Here is a 17,462-nt window from a genome sequence, read left to right on the forward strand (position 1 = left end):
TCTATAATTACACTAAAAGAATAGTTTGGAGAGAAGGTTATGCCTAATATTAACGATGTTGTTCGATTATCAGGAGTTTCAAAATCAACAGTATCTAGAGTTATAAATAATTATCCACATATTTCACCTGAAAAACGAGAACGAGTATTACAGGTGATGAAGGAGATTGGTTATACACCAAACGTTTCCGCTCAAAAATTACGTGGAGTTGCTGGGAAAATAATTGGAGTTATTATTCCAAGAATTGTAAACCCATATTTTTCTTACTTAGTGGATTCAATTGAAAAAGAAGGGTATAAACGAGGATATCAGACGGTTATATTTCAAAGTAATGAGAATCGTGAACGTGAAATCGATTTTCTCAATTTATTGCAGCGTAAACAAGTGGATGGTGTGATTATGACTGCCTATGAGAATGATTGGGAAACAATAAAAAAGTATTTAAAGTTTGGTCCCATTGTACTTTGTAATGAATATATGTCTGAACCCTTTGTTCCAACAGTAAAGGTTGATCAATTTACTGCTTCGTACGAAGGAGTAAAACATTTATTAGATCATGGATATCGCAAAATAGCGTATTGCACAGGCGGATTATTTAATGATTCTGGAAAATACAAGGATAGAAATCATGGTTATGAAAAAGCATTAACTGAGGCTGGGATTGAAATCAATCCTAGTTGGCTTTTTATCAAGCGACATACGATTGATGATGGAAGAAAGGTATTGCACCAGATCTATAATATGCAAGATCGGCCCGATGCTATTTTTACAGGCAGTGATGAAGTTGCTGCAGGGATCATTATGGAAGCACGAAAATTAGGCTTGCGTATTCCAGAGGAACTCGCGGTCATTGGTTTTGACGATCAGCCGCTTGCAGAAATGCTTATGCCTGAATTAACTACCATCAAACAACCTGTAAGTGATATCGGATTTATGGCAATGGATTTACTTATTAATCGTCTGGAGGGCAAGGAAGTAGAGAATAAAATCTACACATTGCCGTTTCAATTAGTGGTTCGTAAGTCAACCTAATGTTAATTAGAAATGCGTTTATGTTGTAATAAACTATCTCTTTTAGTGAATTATATAAATGAAATGAGGTCAAGAACATGAAAAAAACGTGGTGGAAAGAAGGAGTAGCATATCAAATTTATCCTCGCAGCTTCGTTGATACTAATGGAGATGGTATCGGTGATCTTCGAGGAATTATTTCAAAACTTGATTATCTTAAGGAACTAGGAATTGATGTTATTTGGATTTGTCCAATTTTTAAGTCGCCGAATGATGATAACGGTTATGATATTTCTGATTATAAAGACATAATGGAAGATTTCGGAACAATGGCGGATTTCGATGAGTTGCTTGAGCAAGTGCATGCACGCGGCATGAAACTGATCCTCGATCTTGTTATTAACCATACATCTGATGATCACCCATGGTTTATTGAGTCGAGAAAAAGCAAGGATAATCCTTATCGTGATTATTATATTTGGAGAGACGGCAAGAACGGCAAAGAACCGAATAATTGGGAAAGTATTTTCCATGGTTCTGCATGGGAATATGATGAATTAACGGATCAGTACTATTTGCATCTTTTCTCTAAGAAACAACCCGATCTTAACTGGGAAAATCCTACGGTTCGTAAAGAGTTGTATGAAACAGTAAACTGGTGGCTTGATAAAGGGATTGATGGTTACCGAGTCGATGCAATTTCACATATTAAGAAAAAACCAGGTTTGCCAGACTTACCAAACCCAGAAGGTTTAGAATATGTATCTTCATTCCCTTACCACTTAAATCAACCAGGCATTCAAACATTTTTAGAAGAGCTGTATCGTGAAACATTTTCTAAGTATGACATTATGACAGTTGGTGAAGCCAATGGCGTAACGACTGCTGATGCTGATGAGTGGGTCGGCGAGAAAAACGGTAAGTTTAATATGATCTTTCAATTCGAAGCTAATGGTCTTTGGGGCCAAGATACTGGCGGGAAATTGGATCTATTAGCGCTAAAAGAAGTATATACTCGCTGGCAAAATGCGCTAGAGGGCATGGGATGGAATGCGTTATTTATTGAAAACCATGACTTGCCTCGTTCTGTATCTGTGTGGGGTGACGACAAAAACTATTGGTTAGAATCAGCAAAAGCGATTGCTACATTATATTTCTTCATGCAAGGTACACCGTTTATTTATCAAGGTCAGGAAATCGGGATGACTAATGCTAAGTTTGATTCAATAGATGATTACGACGATGTATCTGCCAAAAATGCGTATCGCATTGGATTAGCAAACGGTAAGACGCATGAGGAACTAATGGCACCAATTTGGATCAATGGTCGAGATAACTCACGTACTCCTATGCAATGGAATGCTGAGTTGGGTGCAGGTTTTACAACAGGCTCCCCTTGGCTTAAGCTAAATCCGAATTATAAGGAGATTAATGTTGCTGCTCAACAGCAAGATAAGCATTCGATCTTAAACTATTACAAAAAGATGATTCAATTGCGTAAAGCTGATGAGCTGCTTATTTATGGGAAATACGATTTGATTCTGCCAAATGATGAGCAGGTATATGCATATACACGTGAATGGAATGGCGAAAAAGCTGTAATCATTGTCAATATGTTTGGTCGTGAAGCAGAGATTACGTTGCCTGAGCAGTTAAACAGCTATAAGTTCGAATTAGTGTTAAGCAATCTTGATCCGAAAGCTGCCTATACACAGCAAATGACACTCGCGCCGTATGAAGCACGAGTTTATCGTTCAAAATAATGCTTTACGGTGAACTGAATCGCAAATTAAAGCGTTGGTCAAATAAATAGTGAGTTTATGAGTCTGCTCACAACGTGGAAATGATACAAAGAGGGTGGGACAAGACCTAGCCTCTAAAGCAAGCAAACGGTGAAATCTGTGTCTAGATTTCACCGTTTGCTCATTTTAGCTCAGTTTTTGTATTGCTAGGCCTACGTTCGTAGTATATATTTTCCTAAGTTTACTGCCATTAAGGTAAGTCCAATCTCGTGTTCTGCCTTTCGTTTTCCACGAACCCAAAAACCAGTGAAACCCAAATAGCCTTCAAGAATCCAAACACTAGCTCTACGTCAATTTTACGTTGACGGTAGATATCCTTTGTTTTTTTTGTATTAATTACATCGACAACCACCAATTTCCTCAACTCGTTTGGATAACACTCGAATCGTTACATCTGATTGTTTGTGTTTACCAATGATGGGTATGTAAGCTTAACGGATAGTGTATTTGTTGAGCATGTGTATCCTAAATATGAATACTTATTGTTAATTAACGGGATTTTAGCCGGACCTTATGCTAGTGATTTTGAATTGAGTACAATTAAGACAATTAACGCCCCTTATCCCGATTTTTATGAGCAAAGAAATAACAATATTAAACGTTTAGTATCAAACGAATTTTCCAATATGCAATTCACTGAAGCTGAACAGAAATATTGGTTGGAGAAAAATAAAGATGTGGTGACACCAATTGAATATGGATACACGGAAGGTTGGACTGAATTTCTTTTCGCAGAGGAATTTTTAATATTTGTTTTATTAGCTATTATGATTTGCATATCGCCCATTTTTTCATATGAATATCAAACAGGTGCTGACCATATTATTTTTTCATCAAAATTAGGAAGATCACAATCAATTAGAGCTAAAATAGGCTCAGCTTATCTACTTGGTACATTAGTGTTGACATTAAATTATTTAATTATATTAGTTATTATAGCTTTGACTTATGGTCTGGAGGGAGCTTCATTGCCTGTTCAAGCTGTTCATAATACGAATCCTTACTCATGGACTATTGGACAGTTTGTACTCGTTCAAGTGGCTACTGGATATTTATTAATGTTTGGCCTAATTGCTTTAACATTATGGCTATCTGCAAAATTAAAAACAGCCTTTGCAACAATAATTCCTTCAGTTCTAATATTAATGGTACCTATGTTCCTGAAACGTAACGATACTGCTAGTACATGGAATCATATTCATAGTTTATTACCGTTTCCATCATTAGGAAGTTCATTAGGCAACGATGAACTAACTTACACTTCTTTTGCTCTTGGAAATATTGTGGTAGATGTGTTTAGCATGCGTCTATTCGTTTATGCTATGTTAGGTTTTATATTAATTTTCTTATCTAGAAAAGCATTTAGAAATCATCAAATAGCTTGATTGAGAAAAATAATGTACGTTACTTTTGAAAATGTCTCTTACATTCGTTACGAAGAACCGTATCATAAGTAAGCGCGTTTTTTTCTGAAATAGAGAAATAGCATCATCCCTATGGATAGGATGGTGTTATTTTTTTAGATAGACATTTGATATTTTTATATTAATTAAAGTATATTGAAATTGTCTGGGAATTTATTGATTCATTATAAATGAAAAATTACGTAGAACGAGCTACTGCAAACAATTAAGATTTCAAATTGAAAAACATGCAAGCAAAAAGTAGTGTGATTTCATAAAAATGAACATATTTATTTTCCAAGCATTAGACTTTGAAGAAAAGGTTGGAGAAAAATGAACAGTAACAAGTATAAAGATTATTTTACAAAAGACTATTTGATGGGGCCAAATTCGATACGACTTCTCGAGGAGTTCCTAGTTAAAAATCCAGATGCCATAACGGGTGGAACAATTCTTGATCTTGGCTGCGGTAAAGCACTAACATCGGTTTATATTGCCAATGAAACGAATGCAAAGACTGTCTATGCAACAGATTTGTGGATTTCTGCAACAGAAAATTGGAAGACAATACAAGAGTGGAAGCTTGAGGATAAAATGATCCCAATTCATGCGAACGCACTAGACTTACCTTTTGCGAATGATTTTTTTGATGCAATTGTGAGCATTGACTCCTACCATTATTACGGCTGTGAGAAAGAATTTTTTGCAAAAAAAATGCTACCCCTTTTAAAAAATGGTGGATACGCACTAATTTGTGTTCCTGGTTTGAAGTCAGAGCTTGAACAAGTACCAGAAATTATGAATGAGTGGCTTGAAGATGCTGTTGATACATTCCACAGTGCAAGTTGGTGGGGAAAACATATTCAACAAGGCTGTGATGATTTAATCGAGGTGACGGTATATGAATCCGATCAATTCGAAGCGTGTTGGCAGGATTGGATAAATACGGGGCATGAATATGCGTTAAATGATGCGAAATTTTTAAACCGTGGCTTAAATGAGTTATTAAACTTTGTCATGATTGTTGTTCGAAAAAAATAGTAACCGTTCAGCTAAATATAAAAACATAAATGCTCTTAATGACATGCTTTGCAAATTTCTTAATTTAATTTTAAATCGGGTAATATTTTGTAAATCAATGTCCTAATAATAGGGCGAGTTATGGTATAGTTGTCTTATTATGAAATGAATAATGTTTCGCATCTAGAATTTACAGGAGAGTTTATAATGAGCTATTTATCTTATGATTTAAAATCTATTGAAACAGAAATAAGAGACATTTATAGTAAATCGGCATCTGTATCGAAAAATACTGGAAGTATGGCTGCCTCGCTTAAATCTTTACAGTTGATCATAGACAATGGATTTGCAGAAGTGCAGTCTGGTCTAGCTGGAGTTTATCAGCAACTAGATGATTTAATTGATGTTATGATAGATTTTAGAAATATACAATTTATTCAGAATGAACAGAGGAATCAATTTCTGGCAAGTATAGATGCAACGCTAAAAGCACCTAATAAAACGAGCGCCAATGAAAAGTATGAAATTAGCTTAGAGCTTGTTAGTAAAAATAAGCATGAAACAGCAATTAAATTTTTAAAGGAAACTATTGAGTTAAATCCTTTACATTATCGCTCATACATTCAATTAACTTTAACCTTACTAAAAATAAAAAATTATAAAGAAGCAATTTATTATGCAAAGGAAAGCATTAATTTTTCCCCCGATAATAATGAAATATTAGCTTACTCCTATTCTTTAACCGCCCAGGCCTATGAAAAATCAGAAGATTACAAACAAGCTTTACACTATATTAATCAAGCCATAAACTACAGTTATCACTCCAGCTATGGCTATGCAAAAGCAAGATACTTTGCCTTATTAAACGATGTTAATCAAGCAATGACTGAGTTAAAGATAACTATTGAAAACGATCATAAGTATTTCGCAATCTCCTTAGTAGATCAAGCCTTCCATCCATTTCACAAAGAGTGCGAAGAACTTCTTACGGCTATGAAGGAAGAAATAGAGTCTAAATTAAATCAAGGTATAGCCCAAATGGAGGCAATTAAATTTCACGAATTTAGCAACATAAGATTGCCTGATTGTGAGTTGGAATATAACGGATTTAATAATTCGATCATAGATTACAGATACAAGCATTTACATCCTAACTTTAATGAATATAAAGCTATTTATGTTACTGGAGTTGAAGGAGACAGAGTAAAATATAGCTACAATAGTTTATTAGATGAGTTTCATATATATTATGCAAAAATATTTGAATTTTATAGTAAGCAGCTACCATTAATTAAGCAATTAAAGGATTCAAACACTTTCGTTGATTATTATAAATCCTACAATGAATTTCTCTATTTCAAAATGGAGTTCAATCAATTAGTAAATCACATTTTAAAATTTGTGCAACAATTTAAAGAAAAATCTTCAATCGCCGAGACAATATTTAAAGAGAACCTTGAACTTACAAGAGAAATTTCTAGAACAACTAAACAAAGACTGCAAAGTGAGCAGAAGAAAAAACTGTTTAATGTTTTAGGGGTAGTAGGAGCACTTATTCTTCCCCGTAAACTACAACATGACCATACAGCGGAGCGCTGCTTGAAAGAGCTTTATCAGAGATAACGTACAATTAAGTTCGCAAATATAAAAAAGGAAAAGTCATCGGTACCTCCGAATTGGTAAGTGTCGAGCAAACCAGAAGGAGAGATAACCGATGACCTACCCTCATTTTAATGGAAACTTAGAACAAATGCTATTGCAATTTATGTCGGAGCAGGACCCGATGTTATCGATGCTACAATGGCTATGTGAGCAACTCATGGAAGCAGAAGTTACAGCGAAAGTACAAGCTCAAAAATCTGAGCGCACAGATAGCAGAGAGGCTTACCGATCAGGCTACCGTGTGCGTCGTTTTGACACGCGTATGGGTACGATGTATCTCTTTGTTCCGAAGTTGCGGAAAGGAGGCTATGTGCCGTTCTTTGTCACAGAGAAATCACGTTCAGAAACCGCCTTGCTTCAAGTGATTCAGGAAGCCTATATTCAAGGCGTATCCACGCGCAAGATCAAGAAGCTTGCAAGCTCATTAGGCATTGAATCCATTTCAGCTAGTCAAGTCTCTCATATTACCAAAGAGCTCAACGAGCAAGTAGAAGCCTTCCGCAACCGTCAATTAGCCGACACATATCCTGTGCTGTGGGTCGATGCCTTGTATGAGAAAATTCGTGATGGGCATCGTGTCGTAAACATGGCTGTGCAGGTTGTCATCGGCATGGATCTAGAAGGTAAACGTGAGATCTTAGCGATTGAACCGATGCTGGAAGAGTCCGAAGCGACCTACAAAACGCTCTTTGAAGGACTAAAAGCTAGAGGGCTACAAGACGTTTGGCTTGTCGTAAGTGATGCTCACAAGGGGCTCTCTAAAGCCATTCGTGAGTCATTCCTTGGTTGTTCTTGGCAACGTTGTAAAGTTCATATGATGCGCAATGTCTTAGCGCATATTCCAAGTCGTGACAAAGAGAGATTTGCTGCTAGACTAAAACAAATCTGGTTACAACCTGATTACCAAACTGCTTTATCTTACGCTGAGCATCTCATGGATACGGAGGAAAAACAGTATCCTGCTGCGATTCAAACGTTAGAGGAAGGACTTGAGGATACCCTGCAATTCTTCCACTTTGAAGAAATGGACAGTCGTAAAATATCCTCTACCAACCTACTTGAACGCTTAAACAAAGAGATACGAAGACGTACGCGTGTAGTGGGGGTATTCCCCAACCAGGACTCCTACATTCGCTTAGTCACTAGTTATCTGATCGAGTACAGTGAGGAATGGTCTAGTGGACGTTCCTACATTCATCCTAAGATTATTCAACAAATTCAAGAAAAACGACTACTTGCTGCATAAACCGATGTGAGGTACTGATGCTTTTTGCGAACTATATTTGACACTAACTTATCAGAGGGTAAAAAATGTTATGGAGGAAGCAAGGAAGAATGTTGAAAACGAAGGAAAACATACTGCAGCTATCCAACGTTTCTGTGATGAAGTGCTCCTGCATAATGCGTTTCCAAGCACTTTAGTTTAAAGGTGAGTATCTTAGTTTATATTAAATAGAGGTTAATTATTTTATTTGCTTGTGATTGATGTCACCGTGGGTTTTCAAATTACGGTTGTGATTACCCGCGGTGGCATTTAAATTTCAATTTATATTGTAATTTATTGTAGTTGCAAAGCTTTAATTATGAAGATTTCCCTTCTATTTGACTCCGAAAAATACCATTTCGTCCGTTAATTTTAGCCTTGTAAAGGGTCTTGTCACAATTGGTATAGAGCATCTCCAACTTCGTCGTATCGTTGGGAATGATGGTGATAATACCCATACTAATCGTATATGTGACTGGTAAATTAGGGCTAATTTTATTGTTTAGTGATAGTTTTATGCGTTCGACAATTTTATTCGATTCTGCCACATCTTTTCCAGGCATTAGAATTCCAAATTCATCGCCTCCATAACGTCCAAACAAATCTTCTTTGTCTAAATGCTGATTAATTTGCATAGTAAGGTCCTGAAGGACCTGGTCCCCTATATGATGCCCAAAAGTATCATTAATGCTTTTAAAACGGTCTATATCAAAAAGAACGTAGGATATAGACATTCGTTTCTTAGCACAATTAACGAGATTTTGCTTCGCTCTCTCAGTAAATGTTCTACGATTTAAGGTGCCTGTTAAATCATCGTAGCTAGCAAAATGCATTAACTCTTTATCTACTTTTTCCTTCATTAACAGAATAAATCCAATACTTCCTAAATTCGAAAAAATATAAATAGATATCAATGAGATTAATTGGTAAGTTCCAGGAGTATATAAACTTGTAGAAGAAGCGGTTGTGACAAGTGCAACTCCCCCTCTGACCAAAGAAGCTATTACTGCAATAAGGTATACACTACCGATAATTCTCATAAGTGGAGTAAGTGCTTTCCCGAAAACTAGTCGATAAATTGGCATATAAATTGCGGCAGTTACAAAGGAACAATATGCAATTCGAATATTCTCTTTGTTATAAAAAATGAATATTAGTTGAAAACCGACAATACTAAGTAGAGTCAGAATTAGATATACTACTTTTTAGGTTTACTTAATTTTTGCTTTAAGCTCAAGAAAGAGATTGTTTCTAACGTATAGCCAATAAATAGCAGTGGATTAGCAAGAGAGATGGAAAGAAAATTAAACTCCCCTCCTCGAAAAATCATACAAAACCACGCTATTGTTTGAATACATTTTGCTAAAAAGAAGGTATTGGCTATTAAATTCTTTGAATGTTTATGTTCATAAGCAATAATTAAGATTATTGTAAATAAGTAGCCTATTCCAAGCAAGAGAATGATTGCTTTCGTATCTAATAATAAATTCATAATAAGCCACCTATTATAAGTAAGTTGTTAACCCTTATGATTATAACACAAGTATTAAAGGATTTAGTCTAAGTTAATTTCTTTTTAGCTTTTAACATAATTGTTCTAATTGATGGTAATTTTGTAATCCGATATAATAATTTTGAAACGAAAAAACACGGTCTGGTTGGTAGTCCAGACGCATGTAGGTTCATTCTCCTTTGAACCGCATGTCAGTAACCTTCCCCCCTCGGGATGTCCATCGTTTCGATTTTTTTAGAGGGGGATTTTTTTATGAAACTTACAGTTTTTCATGACGGACAATACTGGGTTGGAGTTTTGGAGGAGCAACATCTAGGCAAGCTGCGAGCAGCAAAATATATCTTTGGCAGTGAACCGAAGGACGAAGAGATTTTGAAGTTCGTCTGCCAAGACATGATGCAAATCGTTTGTGGGCTTTCAGAGGAAGTAGCTGTTAAGCATTCAGAAACAAAACGGATTAATCCCAAGCGTCTTGCAAGACGGGTAGCGGAAGAAATGCGAAACAAAGGAGTGTCCTCTTTTGCGCAAGAAGCTATTCGGTTGGAGCTTGAAAAGCGGAAGCGGGAGAGACAAACGATTACCAAACAACAGCTTCTGGCTAAATTAGAACGCAAACGGGAATTAAAAATCTTAAAAGCAAAAGAAAAGCATCGCGGTCGATAACCCCAACCTAATTAAAGGGCACCTCAAAAAAGGGTGCTCTTTAAATTTATGACGTAAAAATGAATATTGGCAAAAATCATTCACACAATAATCAAGGTAAGAATGTTGTCAAAAGCGCTGGGTCATATATAATGATATGTTATGAGCAAAATCATTAGTGAAAGAAGAGAGAAGAGGAAATGACGTGACGAACAACCAAGAATTGAAAAGAGGCCTTAGAGAGCGTCATATTCGTATGATTGCCTTGGGCGGCACAATTGGTGTTGGACTCTTTATGGGCTCTGCAAGCACCATTAAGTGGACAGGACCTTCTGTCATGATTGCCTATGCAATCTCAGGTATTTTTATATTTTTTATTATGCGTGCGATGGGTGAAATGCTATATGTAGAGCCTAGTACAGGATCATTTGCTACATTTGGTCACAAGTATATTCATCCATTGGCAGGTTATATGACGGCTTGGAGTAATTGGTTCCAATGGGTTGTAGTTGGAATGGCAGAAATCGTAGCAATTGGGGAGTACATGAAGTACTGGTTTCCAGAGTTGCCTGGCTGGATTCCAGGGATTATTGCGATGGTTATGCTCGGTGCAGCCAACTTGTTTTCAGTAAAATCATTTGGTGAGTTTGAATATTGGTTTTCATTAATTAAAGTAGCCACCATTGTTCTAATGATTGTTGCCGGCTTCGGTCTTATTTTTTTTGGAATTGGAAATGGTGGTGCAGCTATTGGACTATCTAATCTTTGGAAAAATGATGGGTTTTTTACTGGTGGCTGGACAGGCTTTTTCTTTGCACTTTCTTTAGTGTTAGGTGCTTATCAAGGAGTAGAATTAATAGGGATTACTGCTGGTGAAGCAAAAGATCCTCAAAAGACGATCCCAAAAGCGATTCAAAGTATTATTTGGCGTATTTTAATTTTTTACATTGGCGCAATCTTTGTTATTGTAACGGTATATCCTTGGGATCAGTTAGATACAATTGGCAGTCCATTTGTTGCAACCTTTTCAAAGATTGGCATAACAGCAGCAGCGGGAATTATTAACTTTGTTGTTATAACAGCTGCAATGTCTGGCTGCAATAGCGGAATTTACAGTGCAGGGCGAATGCTATATACATTAGCAGTAAACGGACAAGCACCTAAGTTTTTTATGAAGCTTTCTAAAGGCGGTGTACCATTGCTGGGTACAATTGGTGTATTAATCGGTTTACTAATTGGTGTTATTTTAAGTTATATTGCACCAGAAAATTTATTTGTGTACGTATATAGTGCAAGTGTACTTCCTGGTATGATTCCTTGGTTTGTTATTTTGATTAGCCAAATTAACTTTAGAAAATCGAAGGGGTCTGAATTAGCCAATCATCCATTTAAGATGCCATTTGCTCCAGTATCCAATTACGTAACTATTGTATTTTTAATTATGGTGCTCATTTGTATGTTGTTTAATAACGATACGCGAATCTCACTAATTGTTGGGATTATTTACTTAATCATTATTGTGACTAGCTTTTTCGTATTAAGAATAGGGAAACGCTCATCAAGGGAAGAGGCAGCTAATAACTCCTTAGATAAGTAATATAGGGATAAAAGGTGACTAAATTACGGTCACCTTTTATTTATTTTCATACTAAATCCTACTTGCCTTTCTTTACAGTAATAGTTAACAAACATATACTTATTAACAAAGGTAAATAAATTAACTTGAGAGGTTGATAATAGTGGCCATCACGGATATATCTCTGAGAGAGATTAAAAAAGCTAGATCGAAGTTGGCGCTCTATGAAGCAGGTATTGCACTAATGGAGGACAAGATGTTCCATGAGGTGATGTTAGAGGATATATGTCGCAATGCAGAAGTATCAAAGGTAACTTTTTTTAAGTTTTTTCCGCAAAAAGAAGATTTGCTTATTTATTTTATGCGAGTTTGGTTAACAGAGCGTATCATTGAGATTGAGACACAACAGCTTAAAGGTTTTGCAGTGATTCGTCATTTGTTACATATGGTTGCTAAACAGACTGAGAAAATGTCGGGCATTTTCCCCAGCCTGATTTCCTTTCTGGCTCAGATGAACATGCATCCGCGCATGCAGGAACTAAGTGAGGCGGAAGTACATTTACTCTTTCCAGATCATGTGGAAATTGGCAGACGCACACCGAATATGTATGACTTATTCACGAAAGCTATGAAGGAAGCGGAGGAACAGGGCAAACTGAAGCAAGGTATTTCCGTTGATACTGCAGTAAAGATGTTGTTTACTATTTTTTATGGTTCATTTTTGACAGCACAATTGTATGCATCCAGAGATATTATCGGCTCCTATGAACTGCATTTGCAATTGTTGGAGAATAGTGAAAGATAAACTCTTGAAAAACTATGTTTAAGCCAGTCTCTAACTCTGTTGCTTTATTCCCCAAAAATTAAAAACTTAACTCAAATAAAGTTATTTACTTGAATTAACTATTTGAATATAATTAACATTAGATAATGGAAAAAATTTGAACGAGGGGATGAAGATGCGTAATCGCGGAGAGTTACATGTTGTCATTGGCACCGGTCCGTTAGGGATGGCTGTTATGGAGGAGCTACTTAAGCAGAACAAAACGGTGCGTATGGTCAATCGCAGCGGCAGTGCTAATGTACCTCCCGAAGTAGAGATGATAAGAGCAGATGCAACGGTTAAGGAGAGTATAGAAAAGGCATGTTGCGGTGCATCAGTCGTATATCATTGTGCCAAGGCTCCTTACACGGAGTGGCCAAGCAAATTTCCGCCAATTACAGAAGGGATAATTGAGGCGGCTGCTAAAGCAGGAGCAAGGCTTGTTTATGCTGATAATCTATATATGTATGGTCAGACGAGAGAGGTATTGACGGAGAATTTGGCGGCAAGAGCAGTCAGCCGCAAGGGGATTACACGAGCGTGTATGGCGGATGCGATTATGGAGGCGCACCGCAAAGGGCTGCTGGAAGCTTCAATCGGACGGGGATCTGATTTTTATGGACCAGGAGTGCTTGACTCTGCACTTGGAGAGCGGGTGTTTATAGCAGCACTAAATGGTTATGCAGCTGAGGTGCTAGGCAATATTGATACACCACATACGTATATTTATATTCGTGATTTTGCACGAGGGTTAGTGACACTTGGACAGCGAAATGAAGCTCAAGGTGGTATATGGCATATTCCAAGTGCGGAGCCGATCACGACTCGAGAAATTATTACAATGATATATAGGCTGGTCAATAAGCGGCCGAAGTTTCGAGTTGCGCCTAAACTATTAGTGTCATTAATGGCTATGTTTAACGCAAATATGCGGGAGATTAAGGAAATGCTTTATCTCTATGAGCAACCTTTTATCGTATCTCATAGCAAATATGAGCAGGCTTTTGGGGCTGTTGTCACATCACATGAACAAGCGGTGCGAGAAACGCTGGAATGGTTTAAGAAAAGAATAATGCCATAATATAAAAGACACAAAATCAAGAGCAAGTTATTGTGCGAGTGACAAATAAGAGATTGGAACGAATCGATCTCTCTAAAGCAATCAAACGGTGAAATCCTAACATAGATTAGATTTCGCCGTTTGATTTTTAAGGCTCTGTTTTTCTAGTACTATTCAATTGATGTGAGTTATGAGTAATTATCCTTTTTAATCTCTTGGGCAAATTCTGTTTGAACTTCGTTAGGAGCTATTGTTTGATTTTTTGGTGTCTGCGGTAATGAATTTTTATTTTTACTTTTACCACGGTTATTATTTCTTCCCATCTTCTTCACTCCATTCACTTAGTATGGTTTTAATTTGTATCGAGAGCTGTTTTTTTATTACATAATAGTATTTACAAAATTTTCACTAAGGGGAAAATGAATAGGGAAAAGCATATTAAGGCGTTAACGGTATAAGTTTGAAGCGGGTTATAGCAAACAAAAAATGAGTGGGGCATTCAAAAGCCAGTGACAGCTGACTTCTGAATGCCCCATTTCTGCTTATGAAATTACAATCGCAAATGATAAAGTATTCAACTGCTCCTACTTTCCATACACTTGTTCTTCAGTTAAATAACCTTCAGCAATAATTGTCTCGCGAATATTTTCCTTTGTGACGACTACTGGCTCAAGTAAAATTGCAGGAACATCTATTTTTCCGTTATTAACGGTAGTCTCAGTTCCAATTTCTTCGCCCTTAGCCATCTTGACAGCTAAATCTGCTGCTTGATTAGCGATAATTTCCGCAGATTTGAAAATTGTCATCGTTTGAGTTCCTTTTGCAACTCGACGAACAGCCTCTAAGCCTCCATCTTGTCCACTGACAGGAACAGTTCCATCTAGGTTAACGGACGCTAATGCATTAACCACTCCTGCGGCGATTTCGTCATTTGCAGCAATTACTGCGTCCACTTGATTATTATTTAGCCTTAACGCCTCTTTCATATTTTCATTGGCGATATCTCCTCTCCAATTTTTCGTAAATTGCTCATAAACTAACTTAATATCGCCTTTATCAATCAGTGGTTGAAGTACAATGTGAGATTATATACAACAAGATTAGGCAGCATGAATGGAGGAGAATAATCTCATGGAAAATGGTTATTTTTCATTTAATACCCAACAAGTACATAAACTAAACCTAAAAATTACTTACTTTATGGTCGCTTTAATTATTTTGCCATTAGTTATTACTCATGGAGTAAAAGATTCAACATTATACATTCTAGCTGCTATTAGTGTAATAGGGTGTGCGTTTTTAAATTATTTCTTAAAGACCCCGGATACACTAAAGGCATTAGTCTTCGCGGCATTACCTGGTACAGTAGTTTTTGCTTTATTCTTTTTGGATGGTTATGCATTAAATAAGCATTACTTTATGTTAATGACAGTAGTAATGGCAGGAGAGTATAAAATATTATGTGTAAATGAATAAATGCAAAAGGAAGACCTTTTCTTGTAGAATTGAGTTACCACACAAAATTCACAGAGAGAGGTCTTCCCTATGAATCATTTTACAACAGATTTAGTCCAAGCTCTAGTTACAAAACAAGATGTGACTGAAATTTTTCGTATTCACCTCGAAAGAGCGATGAATCACTTGTTAACAACCGAGTTAACCGCCTTCCTAGATTACGAAAAGTATGATCGTGCAGGCTTCAATACAGGCAATTCTCGTAACGGCAGCTATACACGTACGCTCCATACGGAATACGGCGATCTGCACCTTCAAATCCCTCGTGATCGTAATGGAGCGTTCAAGCAGCAGACCGTAGCACCCTACAAGCGATCCAACGACACGTTAGAATCGTTTGTCATTCATATGTTCCAAAAGGGCGTAACCATGACTGAAATCGCTGATCTGATCGAGAAAATGTATGGGCATCATTACACCCCGCAAACCATTTCTAACATGACGCAAGTGATGGTAGGGCATGTGGATGCCTTCTTGAAACGCTCGTTAGCTACACGCTATGTCTGCGTCTATTTGGATGCAACCTACATTGCTGTAAAGCGTGAGACCGTTTCGAAAGAAGCGGTTTACTTAGCTGTTGGCATTCGCGAAGATGGTTCTAAGGAAGTGTTAAGCTATGCCATTGCTCCAACCGAGTCTGCTTACGTGTGGAAAGAGCTTCTGCAAGACCTTCGAGAAAGAGGCACAGAAGAAGTGCTACTCTTTATTTCTGATGGATTAAAAGGCATGGTTGATGCCATTTTCGAGGTCTTTCCAGGTGCCAAATACCAAACCTGTTGTGTTCATCTTGCTCGCAATCTTGCTCATAAAGTGCGTGTGTCTGATCGTGCTGAGATCTGTGATGATTTCAAGACCGTATACCGTGCAAAAGATGAGCAAGCTGGTCGTGAAGCACTAGAACGTTTCTGTGATAAGTGGAAAACTGCTTATCCTAAAGCAACGAAAGCCTTAGTGGAGAATCCCTATATCTTCACGTTTTACAGCTTTCCACAGTCGATTTGGAGAAGCATTTACTCTACTAATCTTATTGAATCCTTTAACAAGCAGATCAAGAAATATACCAAGCGGAAAGAGCAATTTCCTCATGAAGAAGCACTAGAAAAATTCTTAGTTTCACAGTTCGAAGGCTATAACCAACGCTTTGCTACAAGATGTCATATTGGCTTTGATCAAGCTCGTGCAGAACTACAAGCCATGTTCAAAAGCAACACGTAATTCAATTGCTACAAGTAAAAGTTATTTTTATTTACACAAACTTCTTGACGCTACCAATGGCAGCGATCTATTTTAATCGGAAAATATTAATTATCTATGGTGTTATAGTAGATATTTATATAATATTGCTTTATCTCTTTATACTAGATGAATTTTTAGGAGTAGATAATAGGTTTGTTGTTTTTATCATTTTATTCTTCATGTATAGCGGAATTATTTATATGTTGAATAAGCTGAATCAATGGGGCGGCAAGCTTGTTAACGAGTCACAACAACGTGAGCGGGAATCTGCACAGCATTTAATAGAGGCGAAGCAATTGGTAAACAGTATTGAACAAAGTGCTTCTACATTGGGTGCAGAAACAGATGGTGTAACAGAAATAGCAAACAATTTAGCTGCTGTGAGCAATACCATTTTGAATTCAACTAAGCAAATTTCACAGTCTATTCGAACAGAAGTTGACTCTATCTCAACTATGCAGAATGTGATGCATCAATCTAAATCGGAGCTTTCGCATACTGTTTCTTTATCGCAAGAGGCAATGCAGCGCTCGCAACAAGTAAACAATGAACTAATTTCAAACGTGGAAAACGTGTCACGCGTAACACAGCATATGGATGAATTAAGCGATGCAATGAACTTAACGGTTTCTACGATGGAAGATTTACAAAACAGTTTACAAACAATTAACGAATTACTAAGTGCTATAAAAAATATTTCTGATCAAACTAATTTGCTCGCCCTAAATGCTGCCATTGAAGCAGCACGTGCAGGTGAACATGGTAAAGGCTTTGCTGTCGTAGCAGATGAAGTGCGTAAATTAGCAGAAGAAAGTAAAACGGCTGCTTCAAATATAACGGAAGTAACGACACAGCTTTTTACCAAATCTTCAGCAGCGCAGTCACAGTCTGTACTTGGTCCCAGTTTAGTCATCTGCTAAATGAAATTGACAGAA

General features: G+C 37.0%; 17 protein-coding genes. 13 read left to right on the plus strand and 4 right to left on the minus strand.

Going from position 1 to position 17,462, the window contains the following annotated elements; translation table 11 throughout:
• The first annotated feature begins 39 nt into the window (after nt 1-39).
• The 6 genes from AC2TDL_RS09855 (at nt 40) to AC2TDL_RS09880 (ending at nt 8,144) form a co-directional block, all read left to right on the plus strand.
• Nucleotides 40-1,032, plus strand: coding sequence for a LacI family DNA-binding transcriptional regulator (locus tag AC2TDL_RS09855; RefSeq protein ID WP_484700835.1), 993 nt, complete (start codon nt 40-42; stop codon nt 1,030-1,032).
• A gap of 77 nt (nt 1,033-1,109) precedes the next feature.
• Nucleotides 1,110-2,774: a glycoside hydrolase family 13 protein gene (locus tag AC2TDL_RS09860; RefSeq protein ID WP_484700837.1), complete on the plus strand. Its 1,665-nt coding sequence runs from the start codon at nt 1,110-1,112 to the stop codon at nt 2,772-2,774.
• Between the two features lie 443 nt (nt 2,775-3,217).
• The gene (locus AC2TDL_RS09865) at nt 3,218-4,198 is read left to right on the plus strand and encodes a hypothetical protein (protein WP_484700839.1); all 981 of its coding nucleotides are present in this window, start codon (nt 3,218-3,220) and stop codon (nt 4,196-4,198) included.
• A 351-nt stretch (nt 4,199-4,549) separates the two neighbouring features.
• Complete coding sequence (locus AC2TDL_RS09870) at nt 4,550-5,257, plus strand: SAM-dependent methyltransferase (RefSeq protein WP_484700841.1); 708 nt, start codon at nt 4,550-4,552, stop codon at nt 5,255-5,257.
• A 186-nt stretch (nt 5,258-5,443) separates the two neighbouring features.
• Nucleotides 5,444-6,859 (plus strand): tetratricopeptide repeat protein, encoded by a 1,416-nt coding sequence (locus AC2TDL_RS09875; RefSeq protein WP_484700843.1) that lies wholly within the window; start codon nt 5,444-5,446, stop codon nt 6,857-6,859.
• Between the two features lie 91 nt (nt 6,860-6,950).
• Complete coding sequence (locus AC2TDL_RS09880; protein WP_484696305.1) at nt 6,951-8,144, plus strand: IS256 family transposase; 1,194 nt, start codon at nt 6,951-6,953, stop codon at nt 8,142-8,144.
• Nucleotides 8,145-8,479: 335 nt separating this feature from the next.
• Here AC2TDL_RS09880 and AC2TDL_RS09885 read toward each other — a convergent pair whose 3' ends face one another.
• Together AC2TDL_RS09885 and AC2TDL_RS09890 are read right to left on the minus strand one after the other, a co-directional pair.
• Nucleotides 8,480-9,247, minus strand: a complete 768-nt coding sequence (locus AC2TDL_RS09885; RefSeq protein ID WP_484700845.1) for a GGDEF domain-containing protein — start codon at nt 9,245-9,247, stop codon at nt 8,480-8,482.
• Between the two features lie 113 nt (nt 9,248-9,360).
• A complete protein-coding gene (locus tag AC2TDL_RS09890) occupies nt 9,361-9,654 on the minus strand; it encodes a hypothetical protein (RefSeq protein WP_484700848.1) in 294 nt (97 codons plus the stop codon).
• Nucleotides 9,655-9,927: 273 nt separating this feature from the next.
• On the opposite strand from AC2TDL_RS09890, the gene AC2TDL_RS09895 reads away from it, so the two are divergent.
• The 4 genes from AC2TDL_RS09895 to AC2TDL_RS09910 all read left to right on the plus strand — a co-directional run bounded on the left by AC2TDL_RS09895 (nt 9,928) and on the right by AC2TDL_RS09910 (nt 13,797).
• Nucleotides 9,928-10,338: a YjdF family protein gene (locus AC2TDL_RS09895; RefSeq protein ID WP_484700850.1), complete on the plus strand. Its 411-nt coding sequence runs from the start codon at nt 9,928-9,930 to the stop codon at nt 10,336-10,338.
• A 235-nt stretch (nt 10,339-10,573) separates the two neighbouring features.
• On the plus strand, nt 10,574-11,914 hold the full coding sequence (locus AC2TDL_RS09900) for an amino acid permease (RefSeq protein WP_484701125.1): 1,341 nt from the start codon (nt 10,574-10,576) through the stop codon (nt 11,912-11,914).
• A gap of 142 nt (nt 11,915-12,056) precedes the next feature.
• Complete coding sequence (locus AC2TDL_RS09905; protein ID WP_484700853.1) at nt 12,057-12,698, plus strand: TetR/AcrR family transcriptional regulator; 642 nt, start codon at nt 12,057-12,059, stop codon at nt 12,696-12,698.
• 154 nt (nt 12,699-12,852) lie between these two features.
• On the plus strand, nt 12,853-13,797 hold the full coding sequence (locus AC2TDL_RS09910) for an NAD-dependent epimerase/dehydratase family protein (protein ID WP_484700857.1): 945 nt from the start codon (nt 12,853-12,855) through the stop codon (nt 13,795-13,797).
• Between the two features lie 167 nt (nt 13,798-13,964).
• Here AC2TDL_RS09910 and AC2TDL_RS09915 read toward each other — a convergent pair whose 3' ends face one another.
• On the minus strand, nt 13,965-14,099 hold the full coding sequence (locus AC2TDL_RS09915; RefSeq protein ID WP_484700860.1) for a YfhD family protein: 135 nt from the start codon (nt 14,097-14,099) through the stop codon (nt 13,965-13,967).
• Nucleotides 14,100-14,360: 261 nt separating this feature from the next.
• Entirely contained in the window at nt 14,361-14,855 is a 495-nt protein-coding gene (locus AC2TDL_RS09920; RefSeq protein WP_484701127.1) for a substrate-binding domain-containing protein, read from the minus strand.
• A 52-nt stretch (nt 14,856-14,907) separates the two neighbouring features.
• Here AC2TDL_RS09920 and AC2TDL_RS09925 point away from each other — a divergent pair, with 52 nt between their 5' ends.
• The 3 genes from AC2TDL_RS09925 to AC2TDL_RS09935 all read left to right on the plus strand — a co-directional run bounded on the left by AC2TDL_RS09925 (nt 14,908) and on the right by AC2TDL_RS09935 (nt 17,447).
• Entirely contained in the window at nt 14,908-15,252 is a 345-nt protein-coding gene (locus AC2TDL_RS09925; RefSeq protein ID WP_484700863.1) for a hypothetical protein, read from the plus strand.
• A 69-nt stretch (nt 15,253-15,321) separates the two neighbouring features.
• Entirely contained in the window at nt 15,322-16,506 is a 1,185-nt protein-coding gene (locus AC2TDL_RS09930) for an IS256 family transposase (RefSeq protein ID WP_484696077.1), read from the plus strand.
• Nucleotides 16,507-16,562: 56 nt separating this feature from the next.
• Complete coding sequence (locus AC2TDL_RS09935; protein WP_484700865.1) at nt 16,563-17,447, plus strand: methyl-accepting chemotaxis protein; 885 nt, start codon at nt 16,563-16,565, stop codon at nt 17,445-17,447.
• The last annotated feature ends 15 nt before the right edge of the window (nt 17,448-17,462 follow it).

This window comes from Paenibacillus sp. plas6 (assembly GCF_057221655.1).

Excerpts from the sequence above, each read along its gene's own strand:
- AC2TDL_RS09860 (WP_484700837.1), top strand. The coding sequence starts at position 1,110 with ATGAAAAAAACGTGGTGGAAAGAAGGAGTAGCATATCAAATTTATCCT.
- AC2TDL_RS09910 (WP_484700857.1), top strand. The coding sequence starts at position 12,853 with ATGCGTAATCGCGGAGAGTTACATGTTGTCATTGGCACCGGTCCGTTA.
- AC2TDL_RS09880 (WP_484696305.1), top strand. The coding sequence starts at position 6,951 with ATGACCTACCCTCATTTTAATGGAAACTTAGAACAAATGCTATTGCAA.
- AC2TDL_RS09915 (WP_484700860.1), bottom strand. The coding sequence starts at position 14,099 with ATGGGAAGAAATAATAACCGTGGTAAAAGTAAAAATAAAAATTCATTA.
- AC2TDL_RS09895 (WP_484700850.1), top strand. The coding sequence starts at position 9,928 with ATGAAACTTACAGTTTTTCATGACGGACAATACTGGGTTGGAGTTTTG.
- AC2TDL_RS09890 (WP_484700848.1), bottom strand. The coding sequence starts at position 9,654 with ATGAATTTATTATTAGATACGAAAGCAATCATTCTCTTGCTTGGAATA.
- AC2TDL_RS09930 (WP_484696077.1), top strand. The coding sequence starts at position 15,322 with ATGAATCATTTTACAACAGATTTAGTCCAAGCTCTAGTTACAAAACAA.
- AC2TDL_RS09875 (WP_484700843.1), top strand. The coding sequence starts at position 5,444 with ATGAGCTATTTATCTTATGATTTAAAATCTATTGAAACAGAAATAAGA.
- AC2TDL_RS09935 (WP_484700865.1), top strand. The coding sequence starts at position 16,563 with ATGGCAGCGATCTATTTTAATCGGAAAATATTAATTATCTATGGTGTT.
- AC2TDL_RS09925 (WP_484700863.1), top strand. The coding sequence starts at position 14,908 with ATGGAAAATGGTTATTTTTCATTTAATACCCAACAAGTACATAAACTA.
- AC2TDL_RS09885 (WP_484700845.1), bottom strand. The coding sequence starts at position 9,247 with ATGCCAATTTATCGACTAGTTTTCGGGAAAGCACTTACTCCACTTATG.
- AC2TDL_RS09855 (WP_484700835.1), top strand. The coding sequence starts at position 40 with ATGCCTAATATTAACGATGTTGTTCGATTATCAGGAGTTTCAAAATCA.
- AC2TDL_RS09900 (WP_484701125.1), top strand. The coding sequence starts at position 10,574 with ATGATTGCCTTGGGCGGCACAATTGGTGTTGGACTCTTTATGGGCTCT.
- AC2TDL_RS09870 (WP_484700841.1), top strand. The coding sequence starts at position 4,550 with ATGAACAGTAACAAGTATAAAGATTATTTTACAAAAGACTATTTGATG.